At 70.4% G+C, this 17406-nt stretch carries 15 protein-coding genes, 1 rRNA gene and 1 riboswitch; of the genes, 4 read left to right on the top strand and 12 right to left on the bottom strand.

Features of this window, described 5'->3' with window-relative positions:
• Positions 1 to 113 precede the first annotated feature (113 nt).
• From modA to ABZ354_RS16490, 3 genes are all read left to right on the top strand, one after another.
• Positions 114 to 935, top strand: coding sequence for a molybdate ABC transporter substrate-binding protein (modA, locus tag ABZ354_RS16500; RefSeq protein ID WP_358657224.1), 822 nt, complete (start codon positions 114 to 116; stop codon positions 933 to 935).
• A gap of 104 nt (positions 936 to 1039) precedes the next feature.
• On the top strand, positions 1040 to 1798 hold the full coding sequence (gene modB, locus ABZ354_RS16495; protein ID WP_358657488.1) for a molybdate ABC transporter permease subunit: 759 nt from the start codon (positions 1040 to 1042) through the stop codon (positions 1796 to 1798).
• Positions 1795 to 2883, top strand: coding sequence for an ABC transporter ATP-binding protein (locus ABZ354_RS16490; RefSeq protein ID WP_358657222.1), 1089 nt, complete (start codon positions 1795 to 1797; stop codon positions 2881 to 2883). The genes modB and ABZ354_RS16490 overlap by 4 nt, the downstream gene beginning before the upstream one ends.
• Before the next feature lie 162 nt (positions 2884 to 3045).
• Here ABZ354_RS16490 and gcvP read toward each other — a convergent pair whose 3' ends face one another.
• Positions 3046 to 5931 (bottom strand): aminomethyl-transferring glycine dehydrogenase, encoded by a 2886-nt coding sequence (gcvP, locus tag ABZ354_RS16485; RefSeq protein WP_358657220.1) that lies wholly within the window; start codon positions 5929 to 5931, stop codon positions 3046 to 3048.
• Positions 5932 to 6106: 175 nt separating this feature from the next.
• Positions 6107 to 6202: riboswitch (glycine riboswitch) on the bottom strand.
• Positions 6203 to 6315: 113 nt separating this feature from the next.
• Between gcvP and ABZ354_RS16480 the strand changes: the two genes are divergently transcribed.
• Positions 6316 to 6687 (top strand): PRC-barrel domain-containing protein, encoded by a 372-nt coding sequence (locus tag ABZ354_RS16480; protein ID WP_358657218.1) that lies wholly within the window; start codon positions 6316 to 6318, stop codon positions 6685 to 6687.
• 437 nt (positions 6688 to 7124) lie between these two features.
• On the opposite strand, the gene ABZ354_RS16475 is transcribed toward ABZ354_RS16480, so the two are convergent.
• The 11 genes from ABZ354_RS16475 to rrf all read right to left on the bottom strand — a co-directional run.
• Entirely contained in the window at positions 7125 to 8516 is a 1392-nt protein-coding gene (locus ABZ354_RS16475; RefSeq protein ID WP_358657216.1) for a DNA polymerase IV, read from the bottom strand.
• Between the two features lie 54 nt (positions 8517 to 8570).
• A complete protein-coding gene (locus ABZ354_RS16470; RefSeq protein WP_358657214.1) occupies positions 8571 to 9251 on the bottom strand; it encodes a MerR family transcriptional regulator in 681 nt (226 codons plus the stop codon).
• A gap of 206 nt (positions 9252 to 9457) precedes the next feature.
• Positions 9458 to 9931 carry a bifunctional nuclease family protein gene (locus ABZ354_RS16465; RefSeq protein WP_358657212.1) on the bottom strand — a complete coding sequence of 158 codons (474 nt, stop codon included), beginning with the start codon at positions 9929 to 9931 and terminating at the stop codon, positions 9458 to 9460.
• 79 nt (positions 9932 to 10010) lie between these two features.
• Entirely contained in the window at positions 10011 to 10754 is a 744-nt protein-coding gene (locus ABZ354_RS16460) for a MerR family transcriptional regulator (RefSeq protein ID WP_358657210.1), read from the bottom strand.
• 42 nt (positions 10755 to 10796) lie between these two features.
• Positions 10797 to 11624 carry an FHA domain-containing protein gene (locus ABZ354_RS16455; RefSeq protein WP_358657208.1) on the bottom strand — a complete coding sequence of 276 codons (828 nt, stop codon included), beginning with the start codon at positions 11622 to 11624 and terminating at the stop codon, positions 10797 to 10799.
• Between the two features lie 190 nt (positions 11625 to 11814).
• Positions 11815 to 12651 (bottom strand): DUF881 domain-containing protein, encoded by an 837-nt coding sequence (locus ABZ354_RS16450; RefSeq protein WP_358657206.1) that lies wholly within the window; start codon positions 12649 to 12651, stop codon positions 11815 to 11817.
• A 5-nt stretch (positions 12652 to 12656) separates the two neighbouring features.
• Positions 12657 to 12989 carry a small basic family protein gene (locus tag ABZ354_RS16445; RefSeq protein WP_009343209.1) on the bottom strand — a complete coding sequence of 111 codons (333 nt, stop codon included), beginning with the start codon at positions 12987 to 12989 and terminating at the stop codon, positions 12657 to 12659.
• Positions 12986 to 13879, bottom strand: a complete 894-nt coding sequence (locus ABZ354_RS16440) for a DUF881 domain-containing protein (RefSeq protein WP_358657204.1) — start codon at positions 13877 to 13879, stop codon at positions 12986 to 12988. Before ABZ354_RS16440 ends, ABZ354_RS16445 begins: the two co-directional genes overlap by 4 nt.
• Before the next feature lie 108 nt (positions 13880 to 13987).
• A complete protein-coding gene (locus ABZ354_RS16435) occupies positions 13988 to 16483 on the bottom strand; it encodes a mannose-1-phosphate guanyltransferase (RefSeq protein ID WP_358657202.1) in 2496 nt (831 codons plus the stop codon).
• A 115-nt stretch (positions 16484 to 16598) separates the two neighbouring features.
• The gene (locus ABZ354_RS16430; RefSeq protein ID WP_358657200.1) at positions 16599 to 17207 is read right to left on the bottom strand and encodes a CDP-alcohol phosphatidyltransferase family protein; all 609 of its coding nucleotides are present in this window, start codon (positions 17205 to 17207) and stop codon (positions 16599 to 16601) included.
• Between the two features lie 109 nt (positions 17208 to 17316).
• Positions 17317 to 17406 (bottom strand): 5S ribosomal RNA (gene rrf / locus ABZ354_RS16425); the annotation flags it as partial.

Below are 17406 nucleotides of genomic sequence, written 5' to 3'. Positions count from 1 at the left end.
TGCAAGACGGCAAGGGGCTTCCACCTCGCATCTGCGGAAGTATCCTCGTCGTGACGAAGTGGTGGTCCTCGGCGTCCCGAGGAGCCCCGCCGGGACGAAGGTGGAGTGGCCCTGTGACGATCCGATCCGCGTGCCGGACCCGCCGTGCCCGCGCCCTGCGGACGGGCGGGGCGGCAGCCGTCGCGCTGCTGGCGCTCGGTGCCTGCTCCCCCGCGGGGCCGACGGCCTCCGACTCGTCCGGCTCGCCCGGGGGAGGGATCTCCGGGCCGGTCACCGTCTTCGCCGCCGCCTCCCTGAAGGAGAGCTTCACGATCCTGGGCGAGCGGTTCGAGAAAGCGCATCCCGGCACGGAGGTCACCTTCAGCTTCGGCGGCAGCGACTCGCTGGCCGCCGGTATCACCAGCGGCGCGCCGGCCGACGTCTTCGCCGCCGCCAGCACCAGGACGATGCGGATCGTCACCGACCACGAGGACGTGGCGGGCACCGCGGCCCCCTTCGCCCGCAACCAGCTCGAAATCGCCACCCTTCCCGGCAACCCCGACCACATCACCTCCCTCAAGGACCTCACCCGGCCCGACCTCAAGGTCGTCCTGTGCGCCACCTCGGTGCCCTGCGGGGCCGCCGCGCGGAAGGCGCTGAACGTGGACGGGCTGAAGCTCACGCCGGTCTCGTACGAGCAGGACGTCAAGAGCGCCCTGACGAAGGTCGCGCTGAAGGAAGCGGACGCCGCCGTCGTGTACAGGACCGACGTGCTGGCCGCGGGTGACAAGGTGGACGGCGTGCAGTTCCCCGAGTCCGCCGAGGCCGTCAACGACTGTCCCCTCGCCCTGCTCAGGAACGCGCCCAACCCGACGGCGGCGAAGGCCTTCATCGCCCTCGCCAGGTCCGCCGAAGGACAGAAGGTGCTTCTCGAGGCGGGATTCCTCCGGCCGTGAAGCCCTCCTCCACACCCCCGCGGGGCCGCACCCCCGGGACCGGGACCCCGGCCGACACCCGGAGCGGTGCGCGCCGGCCCGTACGGCGCGGGGTCCCGCTCCCCATCCTGGTACCGGCGCTCGCGGGCCTGGCGTTCCTGCTGCTGCCGCTGATCGCCCTGCTGGTGCGCGCCCCCTGGCGCAGCCTCCCGCGGCAGCTGACCGGCGTGGCGGTCTGGGAGGCGCTGCGCCTGTCGCTGGTGTGCGCCACGGCGGCAACCGCGCTCAGCCTGGTCGTCGGGGTGCCGCTGGCCTGGCTGCTGGCCCGCACCGACTTCCCCGGCCGCGGCCTCGTACGGGCGCTGGTGACCCTGCCGCTGGTGCTGCCCCCGGTGGTGGGCGGTGTGGCCCTGCTGCTCGCGCTCGGCCGGGGCGGACTCGTCGGGCAGTGGCTGGACGCGTGGTTCGGCATCACGCTGCCCTTCACCACGGCCGGCGTGGTCGTCGCGGAGACGTTCGTGGCACTGCCGTTCCTCGTCATCAGCGTGGAGGGCACCCTGCGGGCCGCCGACCCGCGCTACGAGGAGGCGGCCACCACGCTCGGCGCGTCCCGGTTCACGGCGTTCCGCCGGGTCACGCTGCCGCTGATAGCGCCCGGTGTCGCCGCGGGTGCCGTCCTGGCGTGGGCGCGGGCGCTGGGCGAGTTCGGGGCGACGATCACCTTCGCCGGCAACTTTCCCGGCCGCACCCAGACCATGCCGCTCGCGGTGTACCTCGCCCTGCAGAACGACCCTGCGGCGGCCATCGCCCTCAGCCTGGTCCTGCTCGCGGTCTCGATCGCGGTCCTGGCGGGCCTGCGCGACCGATGGATGACACCGTCATGACCGGAACGGGCACCCCCCGCGCGACCCGCACGGGAACCCCCAGTCCTCAAGGGCTCGACGCCCACCTCGTCGTGGACCGCGAGGGGTTCCGGCTCGACGTGACGCTGACCGCGGCCCCCGGTGACGTCGTCGCCCTGCTCGGCCCGAACGGCGCGGGCAAGTCCACCGCCCTGCGCGCCCTCGCCGGTCTCACCCCGCTCAGCGACGGCCGTCTGCGACTGGACGGCACCGACCTCGACCGCACGCCCCCCGAGTCCCGCCCGGTCGGCGTCGTCTTCCAGGACTACCTGCTCTTCCCGCACCTCACCGCCCTGGACAACGTGGCCTTCGGGCCGCGCTGCCGGGGCGCCGGCAGGGCGGAGGCCAGGGCGCGGGCCGCCCGGTGGCTGGAGCGCATGGGCCTCGCCGAGTACGCGGGTATCAAGCCCCGCCGGCTGTCCGGCGGGCAGGCACAGCGCGTCGCGCTCGCCCGCGCCCTGGCCACCCGGCCCCGTCTGCTGCTGCTCGACGAGCCGCTGGCGGCCCTGGACGCGCGCACCCGCCTCGAGGTGCGCGCCCGGCTGCGCCGCCACCTGGCGGAGTTCGAGGCGGTGGCCCTCCTCGTCACGCACGACCCGCTGGACGCCATGGTGCTGGCCGACCGGCTCGTCGTGATCGAGGACGGTCACGTGGTCCAGGAAGGCACTCCGTCGGACATCGCGCGGCACCCCCGTACCGACTACATCGCCCAGCTCGTCGGCCTGAACCTGTACCGCGGGCGGGCCGACGGCCACACCGTCCTGCTGGACGCGGGCCCGTCCGTCACCACGTCGGAGGACCTGTCCGGCCCGGTGTTCGTGGCGTTCCCGCCGGGCGCCGTGACCCTGTACCGGGAGCGGCCCGCCGGCTCCAGCGCGCGCAACCTGTGGCGCTGCGAGGTCGCGGGCCTGGACTCCCACGGCGACCAGATCCGGGCGGGCCTGACCGGTGAGCTGTCCCTCGCCGCCGACCTGACGACGGTCGCGGCGGCCGAGCTGGACCTGCACCCGGGTGCACCGGTGTGGGCCACGGTGAAGGCGACGCAGACGCACGCGTACCCGGCCTGAGCGACGCGCCCGCACACCACGCGGCCCTTTCCCCGAGCGGGCGGCGTGGCACACCTGAGCGGCGCAGAGGCACGCGGGTCCGGCGTGCGACACAGGCCAGGGGCGCCACCCGGCCGGGCGGCGCCCCCTCACTCGTCGCACCGTCGGGGCGCGTCGAAGCCGTCAGTCCTCGTACGCGTCCAGCGGCGGGCAGGAGCAGACCAGGTTCCGGTCGCCGAAGGCCTGGTCGATGCGTCGCACCGGCGGCCAGTACTTGTCCGCGGCCGTCACGTCGCCCGGGAACACGGCGTCCTCGCGGCTGTAGGCGTGGTCCCAGTCCCCGCCGAGCGCGGCGGCGGTGTGCGGGGCGCCCCGCAGCGGGTTGTCCTCGGCGGGCCACTCGCCGGAGCCGACCTTCTCGATCTCCGCGCGTATGGCGATCATCGCCTCGCAGAACCGGTCCAGCTCGGTGAGGTCCTCGGACTCGGTCGGCTCGATCATGAGCGTCCCGGCGACCGGGAAGGACATCGTCGGCGCGTGGAAACCGTAGTCGATGAGCCGCTTGGCGACGTCGTCCACGCTGACGCCGGTCGCCTTGGTCAGCGGGCGCAGGTCGATGATGCACTCGTGCGCGACGAGCCCGCCCGGGCCGGTGTAGAGCACCGGGTAGTGCGGCTCGAGGCGCTTGGCGATGTAGTTGGCGGAGAGCACGGCGATCTGCGTGGCCCGCTTGAGGCCCTCGCCGCCCATCAGCCGGACGTACGCCCACGAGATCGGCAGGATGCCCGCCGACCCCCAGGGCGCCGACGAGACCGGGCCCACGCCCGTCTCAGGACCGGCCTCGGGCTGCAGCGGGTGGTTCGGCAGGTACGGCGCGAGGTGCGACCGTACGGCGACCGGGCCGACGCCGGGACCGCCGCCGCCGTGCGGGATGCAGAACGTCTTGTGCAGGTTCAGGTGGGAGACGTCGCCGCCGAAGTGGCCGGGCTTGGCCAGGCCCACCAGGGCGTTGAGGTTGGCGCCGTCCACGTACACCTGGCCGCCCGCGTCGTGCACCCGCCCGCAGATGTCGGCGACGTGCTCCTCGAAGACGCCGTGCGTCGACGGGTACGTGATCATCAGCACGGCGAGCTCGTCGCGGTACTGCTCGATCCTGGCCCGCAGGTCCTCGATGTCGATCTCGCCGTCCCCGGCGGTCTTCACGACGACGACCTTCATCCCGGCCATGGCGGCGCTCGCGGCGTTCGTGCCGTGCGCGGAGGACGGGATCAGGCACACGGTGCGCTGCTCGTCGCCGTTGGCGCGGTGGTAGCCGCGGACGGCGAGCAGACCGGCCAGCTCGCCCTGGGAGCCGGCGTTCGGCTGGAGGGAGACCTTGTCGTAGCCGGTGACCTCGGCGAGACGGTCCTCCAGCTCGTGGATGAGCGTGAGGTAGCCCTGGGCCTGCTCGGCGGGTGCGAGGGGATGCAGCGCGCCGAACTCCGGCCAGGTGACCGGCTCCATCTCCGTGGTCGCGTTGAGCTTCATGGTGCAGGAGCCCAGCGGGATCATGCCGCGGTCGAGCGCGTAGTCACGGTCGCCGAGCCGGCGCAGGTAGCGCAGCATCGCGGTCTCGGAGCGGTGCTGGTGGAACACCGGGTGCGTGAGGAACGCGTCGGTGCGCAGCAGGGCCCCGGGCAGCGTGTCCTCGGCGGTCGCGTCGAGCTCCCCGACGTCGCCGTCGACACCGAAGGCCGCCCATACGGCGGCGATCTGCGCACGCGTGGTGGTCTCGTCGCAGGCCATGGAGACGTGGTCGGCGTCGACCAGGCGCAGGTTCACCCCGTTGTCGCGGGCGGCCGCGACTGCCTGGGCGGCCCGGCCCTCGACGCGCACGGTCACCGTGTCGAAGTAGCCGCCGTGCACGACCTCGGCGCCGCCCGCCGCGAGGCCCGCGGCGAGGATCGTGGCGTACCGGTGGGTGCGACGGGCGATGGCACGCAGCCCGTCGGGGCCGTGGTAGACGGCGTACATGCCGGCCATGACGGCGAGCAGCACCTGCGCGGTGCAGATGTTGCTGGTGGCCTTCTCCCGGCGGATGTGCTGCTCACGGGTCTGCAGCGCGAGCCGGTACGCCCTGTTGCCGTCGGCGTCGACGGACACGCCGACCAGCCGCCCGGGCAGGCTGCGCGCCATCTTCTCCTGTACGGCCATGTAGCCGGCGTGCGGCCCGCCGAAGCCCATGGGCACGCCGAAGCGCTGCGTGGTGCCGATCGCGATGTCCGCGCCGAGCTCGCCCGGGGACTTCAGCAGGGTCAGCGCCAGCAGGTCGGCGGCGACCGTGACGAGCGCGCCGAGCTCGTGCGCCCGGTCGATGAGGGGCTTGATGTCGCGTACGGCGCCGGACGCGCCCGGGTACTGGATCAGTACGCCGTTGATCTCCTGCTCGGCGACTTCGGCCGGGATGCCGTCGCTCAGGTCGGCGACGACGACCTCGACGCCGGCCGGCTCCGCGCGCGTCTGGATGACGGCGACGGTCTGCGGCAGGGCGTCCGCGTCGACCAGGAACAGGCCCTTCTTGTTCTTGCCCATGCGCCGCGACAGCGCCATCGCCTCGGCGGCGGCCGTGCCCTCGTCCAGCAGGGAGGCGCCCGAGGTCGGCAGACCGGTCAGGTCGGCGACCACGGTCTGGAAGTTCAGCAGGGCTTCGAGGCGGCCCTGGGAGATCTCCGGCTGGTAGGGCGTGTACGCCGTGTACCAGGCCGGGTTCTCCATCACGTTCCGCAGGATCACGGGCGGCGTGAACGTACCGTAGTAGCCCAGCCCGATCATGGAGCCGAGGACCTGGTTGCGGTCGGCGAGGGCGCGCAGCTCGGCCAGCACCTCGGCCTCGGAACGGGCACCCGGCAGGTCCAGCGCCTCGGTGTTCCTGATCACGTCCGGGACCGCGGCGGCCGTCAGCTCGTCCAGCGAGCCGTAGCCGACCTGGGCGAGCATCTTGGCCCGTGCCTCGTGGTCGGGGCCGATGTGGCGCTGCTCGAAGGGGATTGCCTGTTCGAGCTCGGAGAGCGGGATGCGATGGGCGGTCATTGCGGAGGCCTCCTGGTCTGACGACCTTCGGGGGGCACCACGGCGCGGGTACCCGGACGGCCTCCCCCTCTGTCATCTCGACCTGAGAGCTTCACCGGGCCGCCCGAGGGACGCCCGGCTTTCACCGTCGGTGAGAGCGGAAGCCGTCGACGTCCGCCCTGCTTTCCAGAGTGACCTCGTCCGTGCGGTACGTGAGCCTGAGAGATTCCGGGGAGGATTTGCTCCTTCGGCGCCTCCGGTGGAGTTCGGAGGACTCTCCCGCACGGGGTCAGCAGCCATTGCCAGCCTACCAGCGAGGTCAACGCACAGACCTTCGAGTGGCCGCGGGCTCCGATGTGCTCTTTTGTTGTACTCAGGGATGAGCTGCGACCACGTGGAGGGCCCGTGCAGACCGACATCGATCCGCGCAACTTGATCGGCCGCAAGGCCGTCGACCGCACCGGCAGCAGGATCGGCACGGTGGACGAGATCTACCTGGACGACGCGACCGGCGAGCCCGAGTGGGCGGCGATACGCACGGGCCTGTTCGGCCGGGACGCCTTCGTCCCCCTGGAGCCCAGCGAGCTGGTGGAGGGCACCCTGCGTGTGCCCTTCGACCGGGCGCTGATCAAGGGCGCCCCGGATTTCGGCGTCGGCCGCCACCTCTCCCCCGAGCAGGAACTCCAGCTCTACCACCACTACGGTCTCGGCACCGCCTCCCCTCCCTCCGTCCCGGACCACGACTTCGGCAAGCTGGCCGGCACCGAGGACGCCTGAGCCCCGCGCTGTCCTCCGGCCGTGGGCCCGGCTCCCCGGCGTACCCACTTCTCGCGGGGACCCATCACCGTCGGCTCCGGCTCTTCGCCCGGCAACGGCAGCGGCTCCACCGCCTCCACGTCACCCTCACCACCGCGGGAACGTACGCACCCGCGCAGGCCCCGAGTCGGGCGGTCTCGAACCCGCACGGTTCCATCGCCCGCCTCACCCTGCTTCCGGCCTGCCCGCCACTCGCCGACGCCCCCTCGCCGCCCCCGGGTCTTCGCCCGACGAGCGGCAGCAGCTCCACCACCCCCAGCCCGGGATCATCGGTCCGGAAAGTGCGCGCCCGCCCGCACCCCGAGCCAGACGCTTCCCACCCCACGGTTCAGCGTCGCCAGGCACCACCTACTGGGGGCGGGGATCCACACCAGGGTGTTGCCGGCGGCGATGCCGCCTCAGCCCTGCTCCCCGGCCTGCCCGCCACTCGCCGATGCCCACTCGCCGCCCCCGGGTCTTCGCCCCACGAGCGGCAGCGGCTCCACCGCCTCCAGGCCGGGATCATCGGTCCGGAAGGTACGCACCCGCCCGGGCCCCGAGTCGGGTGTCTCGAACCGCACGGTGACCCGCCCGAGCCCGCTCCCCTGCACCCACCCGTGCCCGTACTCGGCGTGCCGCACGTCGTGGCCCGCGGGCCAGTGCCGCTCGGCGGGCACCCGCTGTTCCTCGGCGGGCCCGTCGTCCTCGCGCTCCTCGTCGAGCTCTTCGGCGTGCTCCCCCGCCACCTGCGCGAACAGGTCCTCCTGCGTGTAGTCGGCGAGGCCGCTCACCCCGACGCCGAGCAGCCGGACCCCGCCCGTGGTGTCCACGGCCTCCAGCAGCCGGGCAGCCGCCTCCCGCACCACCGTGGGATCGTCGGTGGGCCCGCGAAGCGTCTCGGACCGGGTCAGCGTCGAGAAGTCGTAGCGCCGCACCTTCAGCACGATCGTCCGCCCGGAGAGCCCGGCACCACGCAGCCGCCGCACGCACCGTTCGGCCAGCCGTTGCACTTCGAGTCCGACCCGTGTCCGGTCGTGGATGTCGACGTCGTAGGTGTCCTCGACCGACACCGACTTCGTCTCCCGCTCGGCGACCACGGGCCGCTCGTCGTGCGCCAGCGCCATCGCGTACAGCGCATGCCCGTGTGCCCTGCCCAGCAGCCGTACGAGCTCGTCCTCACCCGCCTCGGCGAGCTCGTCCACCGTGTGGATGCCGGCCCGCCGCAGATGGTCGCCGGTCGCCGGCCCCACGCCCGGCAGGGTCCGCACCGGCAGCGGGGCGAGCAGGGCCCGCTCGCTTCCCGGCTCGATCACCACGAGCCCGTCGGGCTTGGCCTGCTCGGAGGCGATCTTCGCGAGCATTTTGGAGGCGGCCAGACCCACCGACCCGGTGAGACCCGTGACGGCCCGGATGTCAGTCCGCAGCCGCGCCCCGGCAAGCCGCGCCGAAGGCTCGTCCCAGGCGACTCCCCGGGCCTCCAGGTCCACGAACGCCTCGTCCAGGCTGAGCGGCTCCACCAGCGGCGACAAGGCCCGCAGCAGCTCCATGACCTGCTCGCTGATCGTCCGGTAGAAGCCGAAGCGCGGCACGAGATACGCGGCGTTCGGCGCGAGCCGCCGGGCCTGCGCCATGGGCATCGCCGAATGCACTCCGAAGACCCGGGCCTCGTAGGAACAGGTGGCGACCACTCCGCGCGGGCCGAGGCCGCCCACGATCACGGCTTTCCCGCGCAGGCTCGGCTTGGACGCCTGCTCCACCGAGGCGAAGAAGGCGTCCATGTCGAGATGGAGGATCGTGGGCGCGGCTCTCACAGTTCCGATGCTGCCTTACGCCACTGACAAAGACCCCGGCGCGGGGGACGGGACTCAGACGGCCCGGTTGCGCCGCCGGGCCAGCTCGTCCGCCGGGTTGTGACCGACGAGGGTCTCGCCGGTGTCGATGCGCTCTCCGTGCAGTTGCGACAGCACGCTCTCGACGTCCCGCCACACCACACCGACGGCGATACCGAAGATGCCCTGACCGCCTTGGAGCAGGGCGTGCACCTCGTCGGGCGAGGTGCACTCGTAGACGGTGGCGCCGTCGCTCATCAGCGTCATGCGCTCCAGGTCGCGAAAGCCCTGCGCGCGCAGATGGTGGACGGTGGTGCGGATGTTCTGCAGGGACACCCCGGTGTCCAGGAACCGCTTGACGATCTTCAGGACGACGACGTCCCGGAAGCTGTACAACCGCTGCGTTCCCGACCCGTGTGCGGGCCGGACACTCGGCTCGACCAGGCCGGTACGGGCCCAGTAGTCGAGCTGCCGGTAGGTGATGCCGGCAGCCGCACATGCCGTCGGACCGCGATAGCCGATCTGCTCGGACGTCATGGACGTCGCCCCTCCGCTGCTCGGTACGCCCGTCGGTCGCTGCGGAGCGTGATCGGCGCTGCTTTGATGGGGTGACCCCCCGCTCGAGAGAAGCCGAGGGGTGGGTGGAGGGTACGGACCGCCGGGCCCGGGACTGCGTCCGGGAGCGCCCCCAACCGTACCGTCGCCGCTGCTTCTCACGCCGACCTCCGTCCCTTGACCTGCCCTCTCGACGGTAGGCAGTCACCGGGGGTGCGTCAACGATCGCCACACTCGGCACGCCGAGTGATAATCACCCTAAGAGTGGTTTCCCGTGCCCCACCGCGGGGAAAGGCTAGCCGAATGCGCTCAGAACAGGGCACGGAACGGACACTCCCCGTCGCCATCGGCGCATGCCACACACGACCTCACTGGTTGCTGGAGCCGAAGTCCTCCGGCGAGATCTGGTCGAGGAATTCGCGGAACTTCTCCACCTCGTCCTCCTGCTCGTCCGGGATCGCGACACCCGCGTCGTCGAGCACCGTGTCACTGCCGTAGATCGGCGTCCCCGTGCGCAGCGCCAGCGCTATGGCGTCGGACGGACGGGCACTGACCTCGACACCGCCGGCGAACACCAGCTCCGCGTAGAAAACGCCGTCACGCAGATCCGTGATGCGGACTTCCGTGAGCTCCTGGCCGAGGGCCTCCAGCACGTCCTTGAACAGGTCGTGGGTCAGCGGCCGGGGAGGAGCCATGCCCTGCTGAGCGAAAGCGATCGCCGTCGCCTCCCCCGGACCGATCCAGATCGGGAGGTGACGGTCGCCTCCCACTTCACGCAGCAGCACGATCGGTTGGTTGGAGGGCATTTCGACCCGGACACCTACGACATCGAGCTCGTTCACACAGCAACCCTAGGCCGTGCCCACGACGTTTGGGTAGTCGGGCCGGGAACGGTTGGCCGATCCGGGGCCCGCCGACCGCTCAGGGCAGCCGCACACCGAGCGACATCTGCACCAGCGCGGCATGCAGCCGCACGGTCAGCCCTGCCAGCTCTTTGGACCGGGCTTCGGCGTGTGCCCTGGTCTGCGGATTGCGGTGTCGTTTCAGCGGCGCCACCACCTGCTCCACCAGCCCGGCCTCACGGTCGGCGGCGGCCTTCACCGCCCGCAGATGCCGCGGCTCGATCCCGAACCGCCCGAGTTCCACGACCAGCGACGCCACGGTCGCCGACTCCGCGACGTACGCCCCGTCCGGCAGCGGCGCCAGGAGCCCGTACGACTCCCACTCCCTCAGTTCCTGCTCATCGATCCCGGCGGCGGCGAGCAGCTCGTCACGCCCGATGCGTGCCGCGGTGGGCTCCTGCCCCGCCAGGGGCTCCGGCTCGCCCTCAGCCTCGCGATGACGCCCCAGGGCCGGCAGCTCCACGGCCTCACCGCGCTCCAAGGCGTCCAGGTACTCGCGAATCACCTTGAGCGGCAGATAGTGGTCCCGCTGCATCCTCAGGACATGGCCGAGACGCTCGACATCGCCGTCGCTGAACTTGCGGTACCCCGACGGGGTCCGCTGCGGCTCGACGAGCCCCTCCGACTCCAGGAAACGGATCTTGGAGATGGTCACTTCGGGAAACTCGTCGAGCAGCACGTTCAGCACCGTGCCGATGCTCATCAGCCCGCTGTCCGTGGCGGCGGCACCGTGCCCGGCACCGCCGCTCCGTGTTTGCCGCATGGACCTTCCCTCGGGGGTCCCCCGGACCTGGTCCGGGACGGGTCAGTAACCCTGCTGGCTCGCGTAGAACACCAGCCGGTACTTGCCGATCTGCACCTCGTCACCGTTCGACAGGGCCACCTGGTCGATCCGCTCCCGGTTGACGTACGTACCGTTCAGGCTGCCCACGTCCGCCACCGTGAACGAGCCGTCCGGACCACGCCGGAACTCCACGTGGCTGCGGGAGACCGTGACGTCGTCCAGGAAGATGTCGCTCTGCGGGTGACGGCCGGCCGTGGTCAGGTCGCTGTCCAGGAGGAAGCGGCTGCCCGAGTTCGGACCGCGGCGCACCACCAGCAGCGCGGAACCCAGCGGCAGCGCGTCGACTGCGGCCTGCGCCTCGGGAGAGAGTGCCGGCACGGCCGTCTGGCCGGTGGTCTCGGAGTCGTAGGCCTCGAGGCCGGAAATGGAGATCGTGGACGTGGTCTCCGACGGTCGCTCCGGCGCCGCGGCGGGCCTCAGGGGAGCGCCGCAGTTGGAGCAGAAGCGGCTGTTCTCGGCGTTGCGATTACCGCACCTCGTGCACACCAGGGCCGACATGGACGGATCCTCCTGCGGCTGCCCCTGCGGGGCATGGGACGCGTACGGGTCTCCGGAAAACCCTCCACCCGTACTCGAGGTCGACGGTTGGCCGAAACCTATGCCGCCGGACTGCGCAGGGTCAACAGACGGCGCGCCCTGACCACCGGAAAGGCCACCGTCCGGGCCAGCCACCTGGTCCCGGAACAGCGGACGCTGCCCTTCTGCGTCAGGCTGTGCGCGATGACGAGCGGTGGCGTTCTCGCCGCCTTCTCGCGCGCTCTTGCCGAACAACTTCGCAAACAACTTCACGGGCGATTCCCCTTGACCGAAACAGACCCGCCCGTGGGGCAGGACGAACCCTGATTGCCTACACCGGCCGACCCGGACACCTTCACAACGTCCGTATCCGCCAAACAGTTTCCACCACGCACCACTCGATTGGTGCGCCGACCCCCCGCAACCTCATGCCCCCGGCCGACGGCTGCCATGCACCCCCGCTTCACCGGGAGGACGACCGAGCGTAGTCAGGCCGCTTCGCCGCTCGCAAGGCATCCACGACGATCTTGCTCGACCGCTCGATCGTGACGGTGGCCTGTTTGTTCTCCAGAGTCTGCACCACGCCTCCAGGGATGTTGAGCGCCGGCTCGAGGTCCTGCGGCTTGCCGATGACCTTGAAACGATAAGGCGCGTTGATCTTGTTCCCGTCGACGCTCACTCCACCCCCGGAGTCCGTGAGGAAGGTCCCGGCGACCACTCGCACGTCGTTCACCTGGATCGCCTCGGCCCCCGCCGCGCGCAGCTCCTGAACGGCGTCGAGCAGCATGTTCGCCTGGACCGTCCCCCTCGTGTCCCCGATGGTCATGGTGACGCCGGGCCCCTGCGCTGCCACGGTGCCCGCCAGCACACCGAGTTGCCTTTCCTTCTCGATCGTCTGCCGACGGGCCTCCTCGGCCTGGTCCGAACTGCTCTCCAGCTCGTCGCGCTGCTTCTCGAGTCCCTGCTTCTCGTCTTCAAGACGCTGTGTGCGGTCGTCGAGTTCATCGAGGATGCGCACCAGATCCGCCTGACGCGCGCCGCGCAGCGCACTGTCGCCCCCGCTGTTCGAGGCCACCTGCACGGCCAGGCCGAAGCCCAGACCGAACAGCAGCAGCGCCACGATGAGTTGCGCCCGTGAGGCCCGCGGCGGCCACAGACTGCCGGCCAGCCGCTGCCGACCGCTCGGCGCAGGCTCCTCCTCCTCGGGCGGATCCGTGGCCTCGGGCTCGCTCGCCACGGGCACCTCCTGCGGGAGCTCCTTGCGGAGCCTGTTCTCGTTCGTGTCGTCCTTGTCACTCATCGGCGTCACGCCCGGAACACGTGCCGGCGGATCGCCGCGGCGTTGGAGAAGATCCGGATCCCGAGCACGACCACGACGCCGGTGGACAGCTGCGCGCCCACGCCCAACTTGTCGCCCAGGAACACGATCAGCGCGGCGACGACCACGTTGGACAGGAACGACACCACGAAGACCTTGTCGTCGAAGATGCCGTCGAGCATGGCCCGCAGACCGCCGAAGACGGCGTCGAGCGCCGCGACCACGGCGATCGGCAGGTACGGCTCGACGACCGCCGGAACCTCCGGCCGGACCAACAGGCCGGCCACGACTCCCAGGACGAGGCCCAGTACGGCGATCACGATGTGCCCTTCTCGGTTATCGGCTGTGCGGAACGTACGATCACACGCGGCGCGGCGGGCAGCCGGAGGTCGTCCTCCACGGAGATGGCGGTCCTGATGCCGTAGTTCTCCTGGAGGGCGTGCAGGTACAGGCCGTCCACGCTGTTCTGGAACCTGTTGCCGAGCCGCTTGCCGTCCCCCACCGCCAGCACCGTGTACGGCGGCACCAGTGGCCGGTTGTCGACCAGTATGGCGTCACCCGCCGCCCTGATCGCCGACAGTGCCGTGAGCCGCTGCCCGTTGATGGAGACGGCCTCCGCGCCCGACCCCCACAGACCGTTGACCACGCGCTGCATGTCCCGGTCGCGGATCCGGCCGGTGTCGGAGAAACCGGTGGTACGGCGCGGGTTGCCGTCACCGCCCGTCGTGGTGTCCTTCGCGTCGTTCACGACGAGCTTCACCCCGGGACCGTGCACCGCGACCGCGCCCGACAGGATGCCGACCAGCGTGGACCGGTCGCCGCCGCTGTCCCTCAGTGCCTCGCGCTGGCGCGTACCGACCTCGTCGCGGAGCGTGTCGATGGACTCCTCGAGGTTGTCGGCCGTCGCGGTCTCCCGGTCGATGCGGTCGATCAGCTCTTCGCGCTCCTTGGCCACCGCGGGCGCCGCCACACGCGCCTGGGCCGCGCCCACGGTCACGACGAGCGCCGCGAGGACCAGCCCCGCCGCGAGGCCCAGCTTCGCCCTGAGGGTCTTCGGCATGCCCCCGCCACCGGCGGCCTGCTTCCGTGCCGCGGCCTCGGCGTATCCGTCGTCGAGGCTGTGGTCCATGACGTTGGTCAGCAACGACATGGACGCGTCCGGGCGCCGGGGCCGCGTGGGGGTGCTCCGAACGGGGGGTTGCTGCGGCATGCCGCACATCGTCGCATGTGGGGGCCGCTACCTCCGAATGGCCCCATCGGCGTGCCGGACAGGCCCTCTTGGGGGCGCTTGTCCGGCACGCACTCGTGCAGGTCTTTTCTACCGTCCTGCGCTGTCCACGACGGCCGCCCACTCGTCGAGCAGGGCCTGTGCGGAGGCGTCGTCGGGCCCTTCGGCCCACAGGTGCGTGACCGCCTCGGCCGGATCGGGCAGCACCATGACCCAGCGCCCGTCGGCCTCCACGACCCGCACGCCGTCCGTGGTGTCCACGAAGCGGTCCCCGGCCGCCTCGACGACCCGGCGCATCACCAGACCCTTCACTGCCCAGGGGGTCGCCAGGTCCCGCTTCAGGACGTGCGCCCGCGGGATTCGCGCGTCGATCTGGCTGAGCGTGAGCTGCGTCCGGGCCACCAGCCCGATGAGCCGTACGAATGCCGCCGTGCCGTCATAGACGCCGCTGAACTCCGGGACGATGAAACCACCCTTGCCGTCACCCCCGAAGATGGTCCCTTCCTCGCGTCCGACGCGCGTGAGGTCGTCGGGCGAGGTCGTGGTCCACTCGACCTGGGTACCGTGGTACGCGGCCACCTGCTCGGCGATCCGGGTCGTGGTCACGGGCAGCGCCACCCGTCCGCTGCGCCGCTCGGCGGCCACGAGGTCCAGCAGCACCAGCAGGGCCCGGTCGTCCTCGATGATCCGGCCCTTCTCGTCCACGAGGGACAGCCGCTCACCGACCGGGTCGAACCGCACCCCGAAGGCCGCGCGGGAGGACGCCACGATCTCGCCGAGTCGCACCAGCCCCGCCCGGCGCATGTCGGCCGATTCGGTGGGCCTGGACTCGTCCAGCCCCGGGTTGATCGTCAGCGAATCGACACCCAGCTTGCCCAGCAGGCTGGGCAGCACCAGCCCGGAACTGCCGTTGGACGCGTCGACGACGACCTTGAGCCCGGACTCGGCGATCCCGGAGATGTCCACGTTCCGCAGCAGCGACCCGGTGTACGAGTCGAAGACGCTCGCGGGGAAGTGCAGGTCACCGATCTCGCCCGGGAAGGCACGCCGGTACTCCTGCCGCGCGAACACGCGGTCCAGCTTGCGCTGGCTGCCCTGGGAGAGATCCGCGCCCTGCCCGTCGAAGAACATGATGTCCACGGAGTCCGGCACCCCGGGCGTCGTCCGGATCATGATCCCGCCGGCACTGCCCCGCGCGGTCTGCTGCCGCGCCACGGGCAGCGGTACGTTCTCCAGGTCGCGTACGTCGATGGCGCTGGCCTGCAGGGCGGAGATCACCGCGCGCTTGAGCGCACGGGCGCCACGGGAGTGGTCGCGCGCGGTCGTGACGGTGGACCCCTTCTTGAGAGTGGTCGCGTACGCGCCGGCCAGGCGCACGGCCAGCTCCGGCGTGATCTCGACGTTGAGGATGCCGGAGACGCCACGGGCGCCGAAGAGGTGCGCCTGTCCCCTGGACTCCCAGATCACCGAGGTGTTGACGAAGGCCCCGGCCTCGATCGTCTTGAAGGGGTAGACACGCACATTGCCCTGAACGATCGATTCTTCACCGATCAGGCACTCGTCGCCGATGACGGCGCCGTCCTCGATCCGTGCGGCGCGCATGATGTCGGTGTTCTTACCGACGACACAGCCCCGGAGGTTGCTGTGCGGCCCGACGTACACGTTGTCGTGCACGACGGCCCTGTGCAGGAAGGCGCCGCTCTTCACCACGACGTTCGAGCCCACGACGGTGTGTTCCCGGATCTCCGCGCCGGATTCCACTTTGGCGTAGTCACCGATGTAGAGCGGCCCGCGGAGCACGGCATCGGGATGCACCTCGGCACCTTCCGCCACCCAGACACCGGGGGAGATCTCGAAGCCGTCGATGTCGACGTCGACCTTGCCCTCGAGCACGTCGGCCTGAGCCTTGACGTAGCTCTCGTGTGTACCGACGTCCTCCCAGTAGCCCTCGGCGACATAGCCGTAGATCGGCTTGCCTTCCTTCATCAACTGCGGGAAGACGTCACCGGACCAGTCGACGGGCACGTCGGGCTCGACGTAGTCGAAGACCTCGGGCTCCATCACGTAAATGCCCGTGTTCACGGTGTCCGAGAAGACCTGTCCCCAGGTCGGCTTCTCAAGGAAGCGTTCCACCTTTCCCTCGTCGTCCACGATGGTGATACCGAACTCCAGCGGGTTCGGCACACGCGTCAGGCAGACCGTGACGAGCGCTCCCTTTTCCTTGTGAAATTTGACGAGGTCGGTGAGGTCGAAGTCGGTCAGGGCATCGCCGGAGATGACGAGGAACGCATCGTCCTTCAACGCCTCTTCGGCGTTTTTCACGCTTCCGGCGGTACCGAGTGGCTTCTCCTCATTGGCATAGCTGAGCTCCATACCGAGCTCTTCACCGTCACCGAAGTAGTTCTTGACCAGTGAGGCCAAGAACTGGACGGTGACGACGGTCTCATTCAGCCCATGCCTTTTGAGTAGCCGCAGAACGTGCTCCATGATTGGCCGGTTCGCCACCGGCAGGAGCGGCTTGGGCATGCTTGAGGTCATGGGACGAAGGCGCGTGCCTTCGCCTCCGGCCATCACGACGGCCTTCATGTCGGAAGCGTCCTCCTCGAAGAGACGACGGTCTGACCGACTTCACCCGCTCAAATTGTGCCGCACTTTTCATTCGCGGGCCATCCGGCCGCAACGGCCTCACAGATACACGGGTTCAATCGGCCATGGCATCCGCCCGGACCAGCCGGCGGACTTGCACCATGTAGAGAACTCCTGCCCACCAGTACAGGGTTGTACCCCATCCGGCGAACGCCCATCCGAGAACAGCAGCAAGTGACGCGATCCACCCACTTCCGTCGCTGAGCAACAGCAGCGGGAAGGCGTACATCAGGTTGAAGGTCGCGGCCTTACCCAGGAAGTTCACCTGCGGCGGCGGATAGCCGTGCCGGCGCAGGACACCGACCATCACCAGAAGAACCAGTTCCCGCGCCAGGAGCACGGCCGTCAGCCAAAGCGGCAGAATCTCGCGCCACGTGAGGCCAACCAGAGTGGAGAGAATGTAGAGCCGGTCGGCGGCAGGATCCAGAAGCCGACCGAGGCTGCTGATCTGGTTCCACTGCCGTGCAAGCTTGCCGTCCAGGTAGTCACTGATCCCGCTGAGCATGAGCACCAGAAGCGCCCAGCCGTCACTCTTCGGCCCGCCGAACTCGGGCCGGAGAATCAGCCACAGAAACAGCGGTACGCCGACCAGCCTCGCCATGCTGAGGATGTTCGGGATGGTGAGCACCCGGTCTGTCTGGACGCGGGTCTCCTGGACCTCCACCCGGGAGCCTCCTGTGGGAAACGTACGAATGTTGCTTCCTGACCTTACCGCAACGCAAAAAAGCTCTGGCTCCCGGATCTGAGACCCAAGAGCCAGAGCTCTACTATTTGTTCGGCGGTGTCCTACTCTCCCACAGGGTCCCCCCTGCAGTACCATCGGCGCTGTAAGGCTTAGCTTCCGGGTTCGGAATGTAACCGGG

It is taken from the genome of Streptomyces sp. NPDC005925, from assembly GCF_040638805.1.
Taxonomy (GTDB): domain Bacteria; phylum Actinomycetota; class Actinomycetes; order Streptomycetales; family Streptomycetaceae; genus Streptomyces.
The sequence above is the reverse complement of the archived record's forward strand: the minus strand, read 5'-3'. Positions and strand labels throughout refer to the sequence as shown.